At 42.2% G+C, this 18,368-nt stretch carries 16 protein-coding genes; 10 read left to right on the forward strand and 6 right to left on the reverse strand.

The window, feature by feature from the left end; genetic code table 11:
• The first annotated feature begins 73 nt into the window (after window positions 1-73).
• Together BLW54_RS07875 and BLW54_RS07880 are read left to right on the forward strand one after the other, a co-directional pair.
• Window positions 74-1,201, forward strand: coding sequence for a M14 family metallopeptidase (locus tag BLW54_RS07875; protein ID WP_035505653.1), 1,128 nt, complete (start codon window positions 74-76; stop codon window positions 1,199-1,201).
• A 177-nt stretch (window positions 1,202-1,378) separates the two neighbouring features.
• Window positions 1,379-3,100 carry a pyruvate oxidase gene (locus tag BLW54_RS07880; protein WP_074734129.1) on the forward strand — a complete coding sequence of 574 codons (1,722 nt, stop codon included), beginning with the start codon at window positions 1,379-1,381 and terminating at the stop codon, window positions 3,098-3,100.
• A gap of 50 nt (window positions 3,101-3,150) precedes the next feature.
• On the opposite strand, the gene rnjA is transcribed toward BLW54_RS07880, so the two are convergent.
• Both rnjA and BLW54_RS07890 read right to left on the reverse strand, forming a co-directional pair.
• Complete coding sequence (gene rnjA / locus BLW54_RS07885; protein ID WP_035505650.1) at window positions 3,151-4,821, reverse strand: ribonuclease J1; 1,671 nt, start codon at window positions 4,819-4,821, stop codon at window positions 3,151-3,153.
• A 3-nt stretch (window positions 4,822-4,824) separates the two neighbouring features.
• Window positions 4,825-5,034, reverse strand: a complete 210-nt coding sequence (locus tag BLW54_RS07890; protein WP_035505649.1) for a DNA-dependent RNA polymerase subunit epsilon — start codon at window positions 5,032-5,034, stop codon at window positions 4,825-4,827.
• Between the two features lie 439 nt (window positions 5,035-5,473).
• Between BLW54_RS07890 and BLW54_RS07895 the strand changes: the two genes are divergently transcribed.
• Entirely contained in the window at window positions 5,474-6,250 is a 777-nt protein-coding gene (locus tag BLW54_RS07895; RefSeq protein WP_035505647.1) for a Cof-type HAD-IIB family hydrolase, read from the forward strand.
• A gap of 136 nt (window positions 6,251-6,386) precedes the next feature.
• On the opposite strand, the gene def is transcribed toward BLW54_RS07895, so the two are convergent.
• Entirely contained in the window at window positions 6,387-6,941 is a 555-nt protein-coding gene (gene def, locus BLW54_RS07900) for a peptide deformylase (protein WP_074733855.1), read from the reverse strand.
• Window positions 6,942-7,186: 245 nt separating this feature from the next.
• On the opposite strand from def, the gene BLW54_RS07905 reads away from it, so the two are divergent.
• The 5 genes from BLW54_RS07905 (at window position 7,187) to lpdA (ending at window position 13,392) form a co-directional block, all read left to right on the forward strand.
• Complete coding sequence (locus BLW54_RS07905; RefSeq protein WP_231622329.1) at window positions 7,187-7,885, forward strand: YkyA family protein; 699 nt, start codon at window positions 7,187-7,189, stop codon at window positions 7,883-7,885.
• A 715-nt stretch (window positions 7,886-8,600) separates the two neighbouring features.
• Complete coding sequence (gene pdhA / locus BLW54_RS07910; protein WP_035507520.1) at window positions 8,601-9,683, forward strand: pyruvate dehydrogenase (acetyl-transferring) E1 component subunit alpha; 1,083 nt, start codon at window positions 8,601-8,603, stop codon at window positions 9,681-9,683.
• A 3-nt stretch (window positions 9,684-9,686) separates the two neighbouring features.
• Window positions 9,687-10,664: an alpha-ketoacid dehydrogenase subunit beta gene (locus BLW54_RS07915; RefSeq protein WP_035505641.1), complete on the forward strand. Its 978-nt coding sequence runs from the start codon at window positions 9,687-9,689 to the stop codon at window positions 10,662-10,664.
• 28 nt (window positions 10,665-10,692) lie between these two features.
• Window positions 10,693-11,979: a dihydrolipoamide acetyltransferase family protein gene (locus BLW54_RS07920; protein ID WP_074733857.1), complete on the forward strand. Its 1,287-nt coding sequence runs from the start codon at window positions 10,693-10,695 to the stop codon at window positions 11,977-11,979.
• 3 nt (window positions 11,980-11,982) lie between these two features.
• Window positions 11,983-13,392, forward strand: a complete 1,410-nt coding sequence (lpdA, locus tag BLW54_RS07925) for a dihydrolipoyl dehydrogenase (protein ID WP_035505636.1) — start codon at window positions 11,983-11,985, stop codon at window positions 13,390-13,392.
• A 188-nt stretch (window positions 13,393-13,580) separates the two neighbouring features.
• Here lpdA and BLW54_RS07930 read toward each other — a convergent pair whose 3' ends face one another.
• The 3 genes from BLW54_RS07930 to BLW54_RS07940 form a co-directional block, all read right to left on the reverse strand.
• Entirely contained in the window at window positions 13,581-13,958 is a 378-nt protein-coding gene (locus BLW54_RS07930) for a hypothetical protein (RefSeq protein WP_074733859.1), read from the reverse strand.
• Between the two features lie 418 nt (window positions 13,959-14,376).
• The gene (locus BLW54_RS07935; RefSeq protein ID WP_035505633.1) at window positions 14,377-15,912 is read right to left on the reverse strand and encodes a glycine betaine uptake BCCT transporter; all 1,536 of its coding nucleotides are present in this window, start codon (window positions 15,910-15,912) and stop codon (window positions 14,377-14,379) included.
• A 42-nt stretch (window positions 15,913-15,954) separates the two neighbouring features.
• Complete coding sequence (locus BLW54_RS07940; RefSeq protein ID WP_035505631.1) at window positions 15,955-17,031, reverse strand: FUSC family protein; 1,077 nt, start codon at window positions 17,029-17,031, stop codon at window positions 15,955-15,957.
• 135 nt (window positions 17,032-17,166) lie between these two features.
• Between BLW54_RS07940 and BLW54_RS07945 the strand changes: the two genes are divergently transcribed.
• Complete coding sequence (locus BLW54_RS07945) at window positions 17,167-17,997, forward strand: polysaccharide deacetylase family protein (protein WP_074733862.1); 831 nt, start codon at window positions 17,167-17,169, stop codon at window positions 17,995-17,997.
• A gap of 234 nt (window positions 17,998-18,231) precedes the next feature.
• Window positions 18,232-18,345, forward strand: a complete 114-nt coding sequence (locus BLW54_RS07950) for a GapA-binding peptide SR1P (protein ID WP_074733863.1) — start codon at window positions 18,232-18,234, stop codon at window positions 18,343-18,345.
• Window positions 18,346-18,368: the final 23 nt, after the last annotated feature.

The raw sequence follows: 18,368 nt of genomic DNA on the forward strand, positions 1-18,368 counted from the left end.
GACGTTAGAGGAGGAAACGATTGATGAAAGGAACGAATGGAGAGTCATAACATGATGAGGGGAGAATCAAAGAATGGAAGCAGTGAATCATTATTTTAAAGGAGCCTATGAAGAATCAAGAAAAGAATTCCGTCATTTACTTTCCCTTATCCAGTCAAAATGGCCCGGAGCTAAACTATACACAAAGTTTATTGGGGAAGAAGAGGATAACACGATTGATGTTCTTTATGCTGAAGCCGATGAATCTAATCGCCAGGTCCTTTTCATGACTAGTGGGGAACATGGTATTGAGGGGTATGCGGGAGCCGCAGTCATTCGTTTGTTTGTGGAAGAATGGATCGAGGATATGGATCCTTCTGAAACTGGAATATGTCTTGTACACGCCATAAATCCTTGGGGAATGAGGAATTTCCGCAGGGTCACAGAAAATAATGTCGACTTAAATCGGAATTACTTTTTGAATCCCTCCGCTATCCCCCGGGATATCAATAGTATGTATGAAAAGGAATGCCATATTTTTCTGCCTGAACGTCCGGTGGAAAGCATTGAAAAAGAAAAAACGTCCCTCTATGAGTCGCTAAGTAAAGGCATGATGAAGGAAGGTTATAAAGGGATAAAACAGGCGAAAGGAATGGGACAATTTCAGTTTGAACGAGGCGTTTATTTCGGTGGAAAAGAAGAAGAACCATCAGTTACCTATATGAAATCGTGGCAGGAAACACTCCTTAACCGTTTTGATCGGATTGTGCACATGGACTGGCATACAGCTTTAGGTCCTTCAAATGAGGTGACGATGGTCATGTCAAAAGAAAATAAAAAACATGAAGAAGAGCTGATGGAATGGTATGGACTAAATAATATCCAAGTTTTTTCACCTGAAAAGGTTAAGGGGGATTCCACCAATTATTTCTATGAGTTAAAAAAGGAGAAGTTTCCCTCAAAACATCTGACCTCAGCTCTGTTTGAATTCGGTACTTTTGGAACCAGTCGGCAGGCAGAACTCCGGGAGTTCATCACGATTATTTTAGAAAATCAGCTGTATTGGGAAGGAACAAAGAATCACGAAAGCAGAGAGTGGATCAGGGGAGAATTCATGAATATGTTCTATCCTCAAGATAGGAATTGGAAAGAATCTGTTTTAATGGAAGCACGCAAGGCTATTCAATCCGTGCTTCGAGCGGAAGGGATCCTGCCTCGATAAATCTATTGATGATGAGAAGGTATATGGAACTGAACCCTTCATGTTCCGTGGTTGTTTGGCGGACCTTCTTCTCGAGGATGCCGGGAGTTTATAAAAGGTGCTGTTTAAGAAAAGGATGAAAAGGATATAAGAAAGGTTAAGGGAAATAATTTAGTGGAATGGGAAAGGGTGATTTTGATGTTCAATAAAAGAACAGGTGAAGTCCTGACACAGCAATTGATCAATTGGGGTGTCGATCACATATATGGGATGCCTGGAGATTCCATCAACGAGCTGATAGAAGATTTAAGAAAGAGGAAAGAAGAAATCGAATTTATTCAAGTGCGTCATGAAGAAACAGGCGCCCTCTCCGCTGCAGCCTATGCTAAATTAACAGGGAAAATCGGCGTTACAGCAGCCATTGCGGGCCCTGGAGCTGTCCATCTCCTGAATGGTCTTTACGATGCTAAAGCAGACAGTGCACCAGTACTGGCCATTGTTGGACAAGTGCATAGTGAAGAAGTAGGAACCGGTGCTTTTCAAGAAATCAATCTTGAACGGATGTTTGATGATGTGGCGGTCTTTAATCGTCGGGCTGAAACGGAAGCACAGCTCCCCGACTTACTTAACCAGGCGATCAAAGAAGCTTACACCTATAAAGGAGTAGCGGTCCTCATCGTTCCAGATGACTTATTTGCTGCCAAACAGAAGGAAGAAGTGCGGCTTACTTCTGGGAAATATTACAAAGCGGAAGTGTCCCCTTCCCAAACACAGCTGAATGAAGCAAGACAATTGATCGAAAACGCGGAAAAACCGATTATCCTTGCTGGTCAGGGTACACGACAAGCAAAAAATGAATTGATTGATTTTGCGGAAACTATCAAAGCCCCTGTCATTTTAAGTTTGCTAGCGAAAGGCGTTATTCCCGATAATCATCCATATTGTCTTGGCCAGCTTGGGCAAATTGGAACGAAACCCGCTTACCATGCGATGAAAGAAACGGATTTGCTCATCCTCGTGGGCACCCAATTTCCATATAGAGATTTTCTTCCTGAGGATGTATCTGCGATCCAAATCGACAATAAGTCTGCACATTTAGGCAAATATTACCCGATTGAAGTTGGACTTCCTGGGGATAGCAAGGAAACCCTTTCCGCTTTAACTAAGCTCGTCCAATCTGTTGAAAAGAGGGCCTACCTCGAGCATTATCAGGAAAAAATGAACGAATGGAGAATTGCCATCCAGGAAGAAAAACGTTCGACAGAAGATCCTCTTCATGCCCCTCAAGTAATGTACGAACTTGAAAAACATGTGGAGCCTGGGGCGATCATCTCAGGGGACGTGGGGAATGTAACGGTTTGGTTAACCCGTTTTTTACATTTAGTCAACCAGAAGTTCATTTTATCAGGATGGTTGGCAACCATGGGAAGCGGCCTGCCTGGTGCCATTGCTGCAAAGAAAGCACATCCTGAGAAACAGGTCATTGGTGTAGCAGGTGATGGCGGATTTTCAATGGTTATGCATGATTTTGTAACGGCTGTTAAATACAACCTTCCGATTAAAATGATTGTCCTAAACAATAGCAAGATCGGGATGATTAAATATGAGCAAGAACAAATGGGGCATCTGAATTATGTTACGAACTTAGGAGAAGTGGACTTTGCTAAGTTTGCAGAAGCCTGTGGAGGGGAAGGAATCCGTATTGAATCCTATGAGGAACTAGAATCAAAAATGAAACAGGCTTTTATATCGGATCAGCCGGTTCTTGTTGATGTAGTTATCGAAGATCAAGCGCCTTTACCTGGAAAAATCGAATATCAGTCTGCTGTTAACTTTTCGAAATATATTATTAAAGAGTTTTTTGAATCAGGCAACCTCGATCTGCCTGATATGGTAAAAGCATTGAAGCGTTTGAGGTAAAAAAGAAAAAGAACCCGCTGGGATATTATCCCAGCGGGTTCTTTTTATACTTACACTTCCATGATGATTGGGAGAATCATCGGACGACGCTTGGTTTTTTCGAACAAGAACGGTGCGATGGTGTCCGTAATCTCATTCTTAATTTCAGACCATTGGGTCGTACGACGTTCCATAACTTTTTCAACATGGGAGCTGACAAGTTTTTGTGCTTCTTTAATTAAGTCCTCTGATTCTCTCATGTAAACAAATCCACGAGAGATAATGTCAGGACCTGATGCAATCTTGAATTCCTTCATATTTATGCTGACCACGACAATGACAAGTCCTTCTTCTGAAAGGATACGGCGGTCACGAAGAACAATGTTTCCAATATCTCCGATTCCACTGCCATCTACGTAGACAGAGCCGGACGGGATTTTACCAGCGACACTTGCTTCTTCTTTACCAAGGGCTAATACATCACCATTATCCATGACGAAGCAGTTCTCAGGTTCCACTCCACAATCGTGGCTCAGTTTTACGTGTTCTTTCAACATGCGGTATTCACCATGAATCGGCATGAAGAATTTTGGTTGGATTAAACGAAGCATTAGCTTCATTTCTTCTTGGCTTCCGTGTCCTGAGGTGTGGATATCATTCAATGGGCCGTGGATGACATCTGCACCGGCGCGGTACAATTTATTAATCGTACGGCTGACACTGATCGTGTTTCCAGGGATTGGGGAAGAAGAGAACACGACGGTGTCGCCAGGTTGAATTTGAATTTGGCGGTGAGTACCGTTGGCAATTCTCGACAGGGCAGCCATTGGTTCACCTTGAGAGCCTGTACAAAGGATCACGACTTCATTTGCTGGAAGCCTATTGATCTGTTGGGCATCAATGAATGTATCCTTAGGGGCACGGATATATCCAAGTTCCTGACCGATTCGAATGGCAGATTCCATACTACGGCCAAATACAGCGACCTTACGACCGTTTTTAACGGCAGATTCCACGACCTGCTGTAAGCGGTGAATGTTGGAAGCAAACGTGGCAAAGATCAAACGACCATCGTCCATACGCGTAAAGATATCGTCGATGCTTTGTCCAACCACTCGTTCTGATTTTGTAAAACCAGGAACTTCTGCATTGGTGCTGTCTGATAATAGGGCGAGAACGCCTTCTTTACCGATTTCAGCCATTTTAGCTAAATCAGCTGGTTCTCCTACAGGTGTAAAGTCAAACTTAAAGTCACCTGTGTGTACAACGTTTCCTGGTGGAGTTTTAACGACAACTCCATAAGAATCAGGAATACTGTGCGTTGTACGGAAGAAAGATACGGATGTTTTACGGAATTTGATGACATCATCTTCCTGGATGGTGTTCAGTTTCGCATTCCGTAAAAGACCGTGTTCATCCAATTTGTTACGCAGAAGGCCGATAGCCAGTTTCCCAGCATAAATGGGGATGTTGATTTCGCGTAACAAGTAGGGAATACCGCCAATATGGTCTTCGTGACCATGTGTGATGAATAGTCCTTTGATTTTATCTTGGTTTTGAACAAGGTACGTATAGTCCGGGATGACATAGTCGATACCGAGCAACTCGTCTTCCGGGAATTTAATTCCTGCATCAATGAGGATGATTTCGTCTTGGAATTGTACACCGTACGTATTTTTACCGATCTCACCGAGTCCGCCAAGGGCAAATACGGCTGTCTGATCATTCTTAACGAATTTCATCGGTTACAAGCTCTCCACTTTATAATTTTCGGATTGCTTTTCATATTCCAGGTGATCCTCATCAAGCACCTGAATATATTCAATATTGAATCCTTCATTTTTTAATTTTTCACGAACTTGTCTTTCTGTTTCCGCTTCCACGTATAGGCTTTCTGTACGCTCGCGGACAGGAACTTCACTCGCCTGTTCCTGATATAGTACTTTAAATATCATTACTCTATCGCTCCTAACTAGATATAATTTCCACATTCTTGTCCTGTCATCATCATAGCACGTTTTATAACCTGTATGGTAATGATAACGGTATGTGCAGGTGCTCGGTACACCCTTAAACAATGATTTACGCGTATGTTTTTCGTTTCATAATGTTTTTCCAACGTTTTCTAAGCTTCCTTCGTAGACGCTTCATCATTTGCATCTATCCCCTTTCATCAAATGAAGAAAACATAAAACGTTAAACCGCCCAATCCCTGTTACCTCTAGTATAATACGGTTTGTGGAAGAATGAAACATTTACATATTATATTTTATATATATCGTTTGTTTTTCTTCTCAAACCTATCCACTCATGCTACAGTATAGCCAAAGAAAAGGGTATGCTATGATACATATAGAAAAATTGTATATCGCTATTTTTAGGAGGAACCAAGTTATGACGAAGAAAATTGCGCTGTTTGACATTGATGGTACGTTACTTGACCATGATAAAAAATTACCGGAAAAGACGAAAACAGCTATCCAGGCTTTAAAAGAAGAGGGCGTTTTTTGTGCGATTGCTACAGGGCGAGCTCCGTTCATGTATAAAAAATTGAGAGAGGAACTTGGAATCGATTCCTTTGTGAGCTTCAATGGGCAGTATGTTGTTTTTGAAGGCCAAGAAGTGTACAATAATCCACTTTCAGAACCTGAACTGGAAAGACTTCACAACCATGCGGAAGGGAACGACCATCCTATGGTATTTATGAACCACGAGGAAATGAAGGCATCTGTTCCCGATCATAATCATATCGAGGAAAGCTTGGGCACATTGTACATTGATCACCCGAGTGCAGACGCCTCTTTTTTTAGGGGAAGGAAGATTTATCAAGCGCTTTTATTCTGTGAAGGCGATGAAATAGAAGAGTACCGCGAAGCTTATGATGCTTTCGATTATATTCGCTGGCACCCAGTATCTTGTGACGTCTTGCCAAAAGGTGGTTCCAAAGCGGAAGGGATTAAAAAACTTGTGGAAGCGGCAGGTCTTCATATGGAAGATACTTACGCGTTCGGGGATGGACTCAATGACATTGAAATGATTCGCGAAGTAGGGACAGGCATCGCAATGGGAAATGCCGTGTCAGAAACGAAAGCAGTCAGTGATTTTGTTACGAAAGACGTGGCTGAGGATGGGATAGCTCATGCCATATATGAGCTTGGATTGTTAAAGTAAACCAGGTGCATCGCTTCCTTACTTAGAAGGAAAATGGCCCAGTAAGGTATATAAAAAAGCTCCACCGCTTAAACGGTGGAGCTTTTTATGATTTACTTATTATTAATAGAAGGTGATGGGGTCCGGTTGTAAGGTCTTAACGGTCAGCCGGGGTCGCACCTTCCGGCTCTTTGAAAGGGTTCTCTTGATTAATATGATCGTAGAACATGATGCCATGTAAATGGTCGATTTCATGCTGAAAAACGATGGCAGCGTAATCTTTTAACCTTAATTTCACTTCATTTCCCTCAAGATCTGTCGCTTTAACCGTAATTCTGCGATACCTCGGAACATAGCCAGGCACTTCACGATCAACGGAGAGGCAGCCTTCTCCTGTAGATAGATACGTCTTTTCAACAGAATGACTGACAATGCGGGGGTTGAACAAGCCATAACTGTATAGGCGGTCTTTCAAATCAGTAAAGTGAACCGCAAGCATGCGCTTGTTTACATTAATTTGAGGAGCAGCCAATCCAACACCTGGACGAAGGCCGTACCGTTCACATACCTTCTCATCCTGACTGTTTTTTAAGTATTGAATCATTTCTTCTAATGTTTTTTTGTCCTCTTCGGAAGGGGGGAGGGGAACCTCTTCGGTTACTTTGCGCAATGCGGGGTGCCCTTCACGGACAATATCGTCCATTGTAATCATAAAACAACATCCTTTCTGCCTGAAACATTTTTCTAAGAAGCTCTAATAAACATGGACCTACGTTTTATTTTATCTATTAAATTTCACATGACTAGTGATAGAGCTCTTTATAATAAACCTTAACTCGCTCATGTCAATGGTAACATATGTGAAAAAAGGTTCTTTTCATTTAATATCATTTATTATACTATTGTAGATACGTCTAGATTACAATAATGTTTCACGGAATTCGAGGGGGAAAAGTTGTGCGATTACATATTTTTGCGGCGCTTTTGGCAACGGCAGCTTTTTTATCTGCCTGTACGGGTCAGTCGGCAGAAGAAGAGATTTATGATCATCTGGAAAAAGCGGTCACGTTAGAAGATACGTTCCGGGAGCAACAACAGCCAATGGTGGAACTTGAAACAAAAGAACAACAATTATATGAAGAAATCATCAACTTGAATATGGACCAGATCGATGAAATTAAAGAAAAATCACAGCAAGCAGCTAAAATCGTAGAAGAAAGAAAAGAAAAACTGGATCTTGAAAAAGAGAGCATTGATGCAGCAAAAGAAGAATTCGATAAAATCGAATCTCCCGTGAATGATTTAGATGAAGAAAAAGAAGAAGCGAAAGTGAAAGCAGAGGAATTGGTCGAAACAATGGATGCAAGATACGAGGCGTATCAAAATCTTTATACGGCTTATGACGAAGCTCTCACCCTTGATAAAGAATTGTATGATATGATGCAGGACGAAGAGTTGACGGAAGAACAGCTCCAAGATCAAATAGATCAAGTTAATCAGAAATACAATGAAGTGATGGAACACAATGAAAGTTTCAATAAACACACCGAATCGTATAATCAATTAAAAAAAGAATTGTATGAGGCTATGGATCTTGATGTAAGCTATCAAGAACAAGACGAGTCCTCAGCTTCAGAAGATAAAAAAGAAGAATAGGGAAGAACCGTTGACAAATGTCGACGGTTTTTTGATTTGATCTCACAGGGAGTGGGGCGTTCGGGTCTCTCCCGTGGATCTTCTGCACCTTAGATATCCGGTTCCGGCGTCCAGCCTCTCCAGACATTAGACAATCACCTCTGTAGAGAAAGGCATGCCACTGTGCCGCTTGTCTTAGGCTAATCGAGTCTTCCAGAACATCTCCCCACCAAACTTTTTCGGCGCCAGAGCCCAGCTGCTCGAGGTCTTAAGTCCATTTGTTCCTAGAAGGAAATCACATCACTGCACGAATGTCCTTAAGCGTGTCGCAGCTCCCAGGGCTCTTCTGCACTTAAGTCAATTCATTTGATTGTTTGGTTAAAAAAAAGTAAGATTAATACAGGCTTATTTTTGTGGTGATACAGTATCGGGGTTTTGTGCGACAAAAAAAGTCATTTTCTGACTGCTGTAAGAAGCTCTATGACTATGTATGGATATTATGTAGCGAAGTGATTGACGAATGATGACGATTTGAGCTAAACTACATAATGGATTGCCATTGTACCATTGAAACTTACTTAAAAAATGTAACAGTTTCTGTCATCTTCCCTGTATGATTAACTCAATTCTGTTCAGGGTAAAACGTAAAGAGCAAATAGGTACAGTTTTTTTTCATAATTGGGAAAGCTAACTCACAGCATCCATTTTAAAATACGAAAGGAAAGGGTGAATGACTTTGAAACGAACTCTTGAGAACATTGAAAATCAGTTCGAAACGTTTCAAATCCTTAATGAAGAAGGCGAAATCGTAAATGAAGATTATATGCCTGACCTATCTGATGAAGATCTGAAAGAAATTATGCGCCGTATGGTTTACACGCGTATTCTTGACCAGCGTTCTATTGCGCTTAACCGCCAGGGGCGTCTTGGTTTCTATGCTCCGACAGCTGGACAGGAAGCATCCCAGCTAGGAAGCCAATTTGCACTTGAGAAAGAGGACTTTATCCTACCGGGTTACCGTGATGTTCCACAATTGATCTGGCACGGACTTCCGCTTTACCAAGCGTTCCTATTCTCACGTGGTCATTATAAAGGAAACCAAATGCCTGAAGGGGTTAATGCTGTAAGTCCACAAATCATCATCGGTGCGCAAATCACGCAGACAGCTGGTGTTGGTCTTGGATATAAAAAGCGCGGCGAAAATGCTGTTGCGATCACATACACTGGTGATGGCGGTGCCTCCCAAGGAGACTTCTACGAAGGAATCAACTTTGCTGGTGCCTTCGGTGCACAGGCAATCTTCGTTGTACAAAACAACCGTTTCGCGATTTCTGTACCTGTTGAAAAACAATCAGCAGCGCAAACCATTGCTCAAAAAGCAGTAGCGGCTGGAATCGAAGGTATCCAGGTTGATGGTATGGACGTACTAGCTGTTTATGCTGCAACAAAAGATGCTCGTGAGCGTGCTGTGAACGGGGAAGGCCCGACATTGATCGAGACACTTACTTATCGTTACGGCCCACACACAATGGCTGGAGACGATCCGACTCGTTACCGTACGGAGGATGAAGACAACGAGTGGGAGAAGAAAGATCCTATCGTTCGTTTCCGAAAATTCCTAGAAGCCAAAGGCCTTTGGTCTGAAGAGGAAGAGAACGAATTGATCGAGAAAACAAAAGAAGAAATCAAAGCAGCGATTAAAGAGGCTGACAATACTCCGAAACAATCGGTTACTGATCTAATCGGTATCATGCATGAGGAACTTCCTTCAAACTTGAAAGAGCAGTTGGAAGAATATAAGGAAAAGGAGTCGAAGTAAATCATGGCACAAATGACAATGATCCAAGCCATCACAGATGCGATGCGTACTGAACTTAAAAATGATGACAACGTCCTCGTTTTTGGTGAAGACGTTGGTCAGAACGGCGGAGTATTCCGTGCAACGGAAGGACTTCAAAAAGAGTTCGGTGAAGATCGTGTATTCGATACACCACTAGCTGAATCTGGAATCGGCGGTATGTCCATTGGACTTGCACTCACCGGTTTCCGTCCAGTACCTGAAATCCAATTCTTCGGGTTTGTCTATGAAACGATGGATGCCATCAGTGGACAAATGGCACGTTACCGTTACCGCTCTGGTGGTACACGTCCAATGCCGATCACTGTTCGTTCTCCTTTTGGCGGCGGTGTCCACACACCAGAACTTCACGCAGACAGCCTTGAAGGCCTAATGGCTCAACAACCTGGTCTCCGTGTCGTAATCCCATCTAATCCATACGATGCGAAAGGTCTTTTGATCTCTTCCATCCGTAATAACGATCCGGTCATCTTCCTTGAACACATGAAGCTTTACCGCTCCTTCCGTGAAGAAGTACCGGAAGAAGAATATACAGTAGAACTTGATAAAGCTGCCGTGAAGCGTGAAGGAACAGACGTAACATTAGTTGCTTATGGTGCGATGGTTCATTCTTGCCTTAAAGCTGCAGAAGAACTTGAAAAAGACGGAGTAAATGCAGAGGTTATCGACTTGCGTACTGTTGCTCCGGTTGATTACGAAACAATTCTTGAATCTGTGAAGAAGACAAATCGTGCGGTTGTTGTTCAAGAAGCTCAAAAGCAGGCAGGAATCGCTGCGAATATCGTATCAGAAATCCAAGAGAAAGCCATTCTACATCTTGAAGCGCCTGTATTGCGTGTGACTGCACCAGACACCGTTTATGCATTTACTCAAGCAGAAGAAGTATGGCTGCCAAATCACAACACGATCGTTGAAAAAGTCAACGACGTTATGAACTTTTAATCATCTCTACTACTAGGAGGTAATAACCGTGGCATTTGAATTTAAGCTGCCTGATATCGGTGAAGGTATCCACGAAGGTGAAATTGCAAAGTGGTTCGTCAAACCTGGCGACGAAGTAAAAGAAGACGATGTACTTTGTGAAGTACAAAACGACAAAGCAGTAGTCGAAATCCCTTCACAAGTGGATGGAACTGTCAAAGACATCCATGTTGACGAAGGTGAGACGACAACTGTAGGAACGGTCATCATTACAATCGATGATGGTTCTGAAGACTCTCCATCTTCTGAAGAGCCAAAAGAAGAGGCGAAGGAAGAAAAAGAGGAAGCAGCTAAAGAAGAAAAGTCTGAACAACCAGCTGCATCTTCTGATGACAGTAACGTCGATGAGGATCGTCGCGTTGTGGCTATGCCTTCTGTCCGTAAATTCGCTCGTGATAACGATGTCGATATCCGTAAAGTACAAGGATCTGGCAAAAATGGCCGTATCCTTAAAGAAGACGTAGAAAGCTTCATGAACGGTGGTCAACCAGAAGCTGGAACAGATGCAAAAGCTGAAGACAAACAGGAAGAAGCGGCACCAGCACAGCAAGCAGCACCAGCTGCAGGCGAAGCGTATCCTGAAACTCGTGAGAAAATGAGTGGAATCCGTAAAGCGATCTCCAAAGCTATGGTGAACTCCAAGCACACAGCTCCTCACGTAACATTGATGGATGAAGTGGACGTTTCCGAGCTTGTTGCTCACCGTAAGAAGTTTAAAGCAGTCGCTGCAGAACAAGATATCAAGTTGACTTACCTTCCATATGTAGTGAAGTCTCTTGTATCCACTCTGAAGAAATATCCTGTTCTTAATACGTCAATTGACGACAATACGGATGAAATTATTCAGAAACACTATTATAATATTGGTATCGCTGCAGATACAGAGAAGGGACTAATGGTTCCAGTTGTTAAAGATGCGGATCGTAAGTCTGTGTTCTCGATATCAAGCGAAATCAACGAACTAGCTGTGAAAGCTCGTGACGGTAAACTATCAGCTGAAGAAATGAAAGGTGCTTCCACTACAATTACGAATATTGGATCTGCAGGTGGCCAATGGTTTACTCCGGTCATCAACCACCCAGAAGTGGCGATCCTTGGAATCGGACGTATTGCAGACAAGCCAATCGTACGTGATGGCGAAGTTGTAGTAGCTCCAGTTCTTGCGATTTCCCTAAGCTTTGACCACCGTATTATCGACGGTGCAACAGCTCAGCATGCAATGAACAACATCAAGCGTTTACTGAACGATCCACAACTAATCATGATGGAGGCGTAAAGTATGGTAGTAGGAGATTTCCCAATTGAATTAGATACGTTAGTTGTCGGTGCGGGACCTGGCGGTTATGTTGCTGCTATCCGCGCTGCACAATCTGGCCAGAATGTAACGATTGTTGACAAAGGTAACTTAGGCGGCGTTTGTTTGAACGTTGGTTGTGTACCTTCCAAGGCATTGATCCAGGCAGGTCACCGTTATGAGCATGCTCAAGGTGCGGAAGATATGGGGATCAAGTCTGAAAACACAACGGTAGACTTTTCCAAAGTGCAAGAATGGAAAGGCGGAGTTGTTAATAAACTGACAGGCGGTGTAGAAGGTCTGCTTAAAGGAAATAAAGTGGACATCGTCAAAGGGGAAGTTTACTTTGTCGATAAGAACACGGTACGCGTCATGGACGAAAAGAATTCTCAAACGTATACGTTCAACAATTGCATCATTGCAACAGGTTCCCGTCCGATTGAGATCCCTTCTTTCAAGTTCTCTGATCGTGTCCTTGATTCAACAGGTGCATTGAACCTTGATGAAATTCCGAATAAAATGGTTGTTATCGGAGGAGGATACATTGGTACTGAGTTAGGTACGGCTTATGCAAACTTCGGTACGGAAGTAACCATCCTTGAAGGTACGAAAGATATTCTTGGCGGCTTTGAAAAGCAAATGTCTTCTTTAGTTAAGAAGCGTCTGAAGAAAAAAGGCGTAGAAGTCGTTACAGAAGCGATGGCTCAAGGTGTTGAAGAAACGGATAATGGTGTTACAGTGAAGTATGAAGCAAAAGGTGAAGAAAAATCGATTGATGCGGATTACGTTCTTGTAACAGTTGGCCGCCGTCCAAACACAGATGAAATCGGTTTGGAAGATCTTGGCCTTAAGATGACGGATAAAGGTCTGATTGAAATCGACAAACAGTGCCGTACAAGCATTGATAACATCTATGCGATCGGTGATATCGTTGACGGACCTCCACTTGCTCACAAAGCTTCTTATGAAGGTAAAATCGCTGCAGAAGCGATTTCTGGTGAGAAATCCGAAATTGATTATCTAGGAATTCCAGCTGTTGTATTCTCTGATCCTGAACTAGCTTCTGTTGGTTATACAGAACAAGAAGCAAAAGATGCGGGATATGATGTAAAAGCAGCTAAATTCCCGTTCGCAGCAAACGGACGAGCACTTTCTCTTAACGAAAGTGATGGCTTCTTAAAACTTGTAACACGTAAAGACGATGGCCTTGTCATCGGTGCCCAAATCGCAGGTGCTAATGCGAGTGATATGATTGCTGAGCTTGGCTTGGCTATCGAAGCTGGCATGACAGCAGAAGATTTAGCGTTAACTATCCACGCTCACCCAACTCTAGGTGAGATCACGATGGAAGCAGCAGAAGTTGCGATTGATCAACCGATCCACATCGTAAAATAATCGCAGATTTCTTAAAAAACCCGACGGCTCATTTGAGCCTGTCGGGTTTTTGTGTATCTTTTAAATAGGGGCGGAGGATTCTCATCGCCTTCCTACCATCTATCTATCACATTCATAGGGGAGAGGAGAGACATAAGAAGGATTTCTTTCGCTTAATTAAAAATCACCTCACGTTTCGATGTTTTCCGTTATTTTTTTGCGATTACTATTTTATCTTCTAATGTCGTTAATATGTCTTCACGTGGATTGTCACCAGCAATTGTTGTTAAAGTTTTCCCGTTTTCCTTCACAACAAGGAGTGGTAATTCATCGGTAGGAAGTTTAAGTTTGTCTTTTTTCTGTTCGGACTGTTCAAATTGAAGTTCAGATCCATCCTTCTGTTTTAACTTCCAGTCAAGCAAAGCACTGAGATAATCTTGGGCGGATTCTTCTTGGTCCGCTTTAGTATATAAGTATAATTCATAATCATCTGGTTTTGCGGTAAGTACTTGAACAGTATCTCCCTGAAAAATACAGCCAGTGAGAATGAAAATACCAAAAAAGGATAAGAACAATCGATTTAACATGCTCGGTACCACTCCCTTGTTGTTTACTCGAGTTCTAGTGTAACAGGAATAAACAAGAGCCCCTGGGATGTTAACGATTTGTCATGGAAATGATAGTCCTGTGTTTCATTTTAATATCTCCTGTAACCATACTGAAAAGGTACGGGGGTAGATGAAAACTGTGGGGTTGTCTTTTTTTAATTGAGAACTGGTTAACAGTTAAGAGTCTATGGTGGGATTACGAACAAGACCTCTCTCCTTATTTCTTCTGTTGCTCTCTCTGACATACCCTTTATAGATTTATTTTACTATGTATTCGAATGCCCCTCATTTGCCCATTGCAAATCCTATTTTTATGCACAAAGAAGAAGAGAGATCCCTATTATTCTTTCGACCATAAAAAAAAGGAACCCAGACATTTCTGGGTTCCTTTACCATATTATCTTGACTTCTTCTTCAAATCCACTTTCTTAGCTTCTTCCTGGAATGCTTTGAATAGGGAGAGGCATATGAGAATCATAATGAAAGTGAATGGAAAAGCCGCGATAATGGCTGCCGTTTGCAGAGCGCCTAATCCGCCTTGCCATAACAGCACAGCCGCTGCTCCTGCTTGAATAATCCCCCAAGTGAACTTCACCTGGTTTTTCGGGTTCAAGCTGCCATTAGTTGTCTGCATACCTAGTACGAATGTTGCTGAATCCGCAGACGTTACGAAGAATGTACTAATTAGCAATAGACCGATAATGGACATAATCGCACCCATTGGGATGTTCTCCAACATAGAGAATAGAGCTACTTCTGTACCAAGTGCACTGACGTCTGAAAAAATGTCGACACCATTGAAGAACTCAAGGGAGATGGCCGTCCCACCGAACACAGAGAACCAGAGCGCACCGAAAATAGTTGGTACGAGAAGGACTCCAAGAATGAATTCCCGAATTGTACGTCCACGCGATACGCGAGCGATGAAGGTTCCAACGAATGGAGCCCAGGAAATCCACCAAGCCCAGTAGAAGATAGTCCAATTTTGTACCCATGAATTATCTTCTGCAAATGGTGTCAGACGAAAACTCATATACGGAAGGTCACGAATGTATGACCCAAATGTTGTTGTGAAATAATCCATAATAAAGTTCGTCGGTCCTGCAAATAACATAAATACCATGAGGACGATGGCTAATACAACGTTCGTGTTACTCAAGTACTTGATCCCTTTGTTTAATCCAGTCATGGCAGAAACCATGAAAAGAACGGTCACAATAGCAATGATCGTCAATTGAAGACCGAATGTATCCTCAAGTCCATCCACCGTAAAGGCTAGTCCACTTGAAATTTGCAGGGCCCCAAGTCCTAGAGATGTCGCTACACCGAAAATCGTGGCAAATACAGCGATGAAGTCAATGAAAGTACCAATTGGCCCTTTGACTCTTTTTTCGCCCAGAACAGGGGTCAAAGCCGCACTGATGACACCAGGGGCATCTTTCCTGAACTTAAAGTAGGCAAGTGCTAGAGCTAATACTGCATAAATGGCCCAAGGGTGCAATCCCCAGTGGAAGAATGTGTACTTCATAGCTGATTGAGCCGATTCTTCACTCATCGTTTCCTGACCTGGAACCGGTGGTGTATGGAAGTGGGAAAGTGGTTCTGCAGCACCCCAAAATACGAGACCAATGCCCATTCCAGCACTAAATAACATAGCAAACCATGTAATGTAAGGATATTCCGGTTCATCGTCAGGTTTACCTAACTTCAATTTTCCGTATTTTGAGAAGACCAAAAAGATAGCAAAAATCAAAAATCCAGTGGCTGATAATAAATAGAACCATCCAAACTTCTCTGTTAAGAAACCTTGAATACTCGAAGTTACATTAGATAAGTTCCATGTCGGTAATGTTGTCTCAGGAACAATCCCCCAACCAATAAATAATAGGGCGACAACAACCGAAATGTAAAACACTTTTGTTACTTGATTCATTACTGACTTCCCTCCTAAGTAAATATTCATTTTTCCGCCAAGTCACGAACGATCAGGTAAATAACATTTCTTTACGAGGGTTTTCTGTTTTTCTGAAATATTTTGTAGTTCTTCCAATACATCATGAAAACAGAGAAGCTCATAAATTAAGATCGTCTGCGGTGGTAAATGGTGACGGTAACCTGTCTGCTTCACGACATGCTCCTCTTTCCATTTCCAGAATGCATCATCCAACTTATTCACCATTTCGAACTGTTTTTCGCTGATCGAATGTGTAGGGTCGCCTAATACTTGCACATACTCTTTCGTTAAGGCATGCAAAAGTTCTTTCTCTTTTTCTGTAAAATCAGAGGCTTTTGTTTGGACATACTGCAAGTTGCCCAAGTGGTAAGCAATTTGCTGAAATGCCGCTAATTTTCTTTGTGAAAGTTGAAATGCTACCATTTCTTCCTCTGAATGACGATGATATTTCCATTCTTCTCGTTGGTATTGAGAAAGTTGATTGGTCCTTTCCAAAAGTGCCGTCAGTTGGCGGTATGACCTTTGGATGGCACGAGTTTTCTCTTTAGATTCTGCCGTAACCTCAGATATTATTCGTTGGAGAAGCAGGCCAGCTTGATTATACAAACCGTTGATGCTTTTGTAAATCATAGGTGAATAATTCGGAGGCAGAAGGAAAAAATTCACAAATGTCGAGATGATGATCCCAATGGAAGTAGTACCCAATCTTGTGAAAAACGAAACAATATATTGATCCTGAAAGTCGGGAATCATGGCAGTAGCCGTAATTGTAGCTACTAATATTCCGTCATCCAGTTTCAATTTATGGCAGACAGCAATCGTCACCATCGCTACGAGAGCAAATGTTAAGGCACCTTTACCGAACAATCCGTAAAAAGTAGTCGCAAGCAATGCTCCGATGGCGGATGCAGGAAAACGTACAGCTGCTTTTTTTATTGAATCAGCGGCTGTATGTTCAATCGTCACAATGGCTGTGATAACAGCAAATATGATGGGTAAATTAAAAAAACCACAAATCAATGCAGTCAAAAAAACTGAAATCCCTGTTTTCAATGTGCGGCTTCCTAAAATTTTGAATTTTTTCAAAGATTGAAGCATTTAATCACCCATATGTAAGAAGTCTCTGGACCACGATATATCATTATATAATAAATTACCCAAAAACGATAGATAAAATGTTGAATCATCTTATATAATGGAGAAAGTGGAAATACATAACAGTGGAGGGAACCCATGAAAAAATGGACGGCTTTCCTGTTTCTCGTGCTTTTTTGGCTGACTGCTTGTTCCGGAGTGAAAAGTGAAGAAGTGCAAGAACAGGAAGAATATCAAGGGAAAGAGAAAGTGTCGGAAAAGGTAGAGGAAGAAGAGTCAACGGGAGCTAAAGATCATGGGGAGACAAAGGAAGAGGAGGCTGAGCCAGTTGAGCCAGTTGAGCCTCAATATGAATTGACTGCAAATTGGTCGATTCAGCCCATCTCAGATGCCAATCCGCAAGTCGCCCTTATAACGATCGATGATGCGCCAGATACCTACGCTGTAGAAATGGCAAAAACGTTAAAAGAAAAAGAGGCCCCGGCCATCTTTTTTGTGAATGGCCATTTTATTGAGACAGAGGAGGGAAAAAAGAGGCTGAAAGAAATTCATGACATGGGTTTTGCTATTGGAAACCATACAGCCTCTCATGCTAGCCTCCAGGATATAAGTGAAGAAGAACAACATGAGGAAATGGTCGGTTTAAATGACAAAATTGAAGAGATTATTGGAGAGCGCCCTAAATTCTTCCGGGCTCCTTTTGGCCAAAATACGGATTACTCAAAACAGTTGGCAGCGGAAGAAAATATGCTGGTTATGAACTGGACGTATGGCTACGATTGGGAAAGTGAGTATCAGGATGCTTCCGCATTAGCAGATATGATGGTAAATACCCCTCTTCTCAACAATGGAGCCAACCTGCTTATGCACGACCGGGAATGGACAAATGGGGCCTTGGGGGAAATCATCGATGGTCTGCGTGAAAAGGGGTATGACCTATTAGACCCGGCTCTTATTAAAACACCATAAACCATTAAAGATCACTCGTAGGAGTGGTCTTTTTTTGTTTGATTATCATTAAAATGACTGGCGATGACCTTTTTGTGGGCTAAAAAGGCCTTCTGCATCATATAGTAGGAAGAGTGGAATTCATTAGTATGTCACAATTTATAAAAAGATATACTTTTGGGCTTGATTTTTAGTTTATGTCATATTAAAATAAACATATACTGAAAGCGATTACAGGATAAGGAGTGGATATGAATGGGTACAATCGTATGTCAAGACTGTCAGAAGGTAATCGAGCACTACGAAAATGAAAAGGTCGCTACTCTCTACGGCACATGTCCAACTTGCAACAAACCAAAAGAGAAATAAAAAGGTCGGGCTATTGATCGGGG

Source organism: Halobacillus karajensis, from assembly GCF_900108515.1.
Lineage (GTDB): Bacteria > Bacillota > Bacilli > Bacillales > Halobacillaceae > Halobacillus > Halobacillus karajensis.

Coding starts and splice junctions, on each gene's coding strand:
- lpdA (WP_035505636.1), top strand. CDS start 11,983: ATGGTAGTAGGAGATTTCCCAATTGAATTAGATACGTTAGTTGTCGGT.
- def (WP_074733855.1), bottom strand. CDS start 6,941: ATGATTACAATGGACGATATTGTCCGTGAAGGGCACCCCGCATTGCGC.
- BLW54_RS07880 (WP_074734129.1), top strand. CDS start 1,379: ATGTTCAATAAAAGAACAGGTGAAGTCCTGACACAGCAATTGATCAAT.
- rnjA (WP_035505650.1), bottom strand. CDS start 4,821: ATGAAATTCGTTAAGAATGATCAGACAGCCGTATTTGCCCTTGGCGGA.
- BLW54_RS07950 (WP_074733863.1), top strand. CDS start 18,232: ATGGGTACAATCGTATGTCAAGACTGTCAGAAGGTAATCGAGCACTAC.
- BLW54_RS07890 (WP_035505649.1), bottom strand. CDS start 5,034: ATGATATTTAAAGTACTATATCAGGAACAGGCGAGTGAAGTTCCTGTC.
- BLW54_RS07930 (WP_074733859.1), bottom strand. CDS start 13,958: ATGTTAAATCGATTGTTCTTATCCTTTTTTGGTATTTTCATTCTCACT.
- BLW54_RS07940 (WP_035505631.1), bottom strand. CDS start 17,031: ATGCTTCAATCTTTGAAAAAATTCAAAATTTTAGGAAGCCGCACATTG.
- BLW54_RS07945 (WP_074733862.1), top strand. CDS start 17,167: ATGAAAAAATGGACGGCTTTCCTGTTTCTCGTGCTTTTTTGGCTGACT.
- BLW54_RS07875 (WP_035505653.1), top strand. CDS start 74: ATGGAAGCAGTGAATCATTATTTTAAAGGAGCCTATGAAGAATCAAGA.
- BLW54_RS07915 (WP_035505641.1), top strand. CDS start 9,687: ATGGCACAAATGACAATGATCCAAGCCATCACAGATGCGATGCGTACT.
- BLW54_RS07935 (WP_035505633.1), bottom strand. CDS start 15,912: ATGAATCAAGTAACAAAAGTGTTTTACATTTCGGTTGTTGTCGCCCTA.
- BLW54_RS07895 (WP_035505647.1), top strand. CDS start 5,474: ATGACGAAGAAAATTGCGCTGTTTGACATTGATGGTACGTTACTTGAC.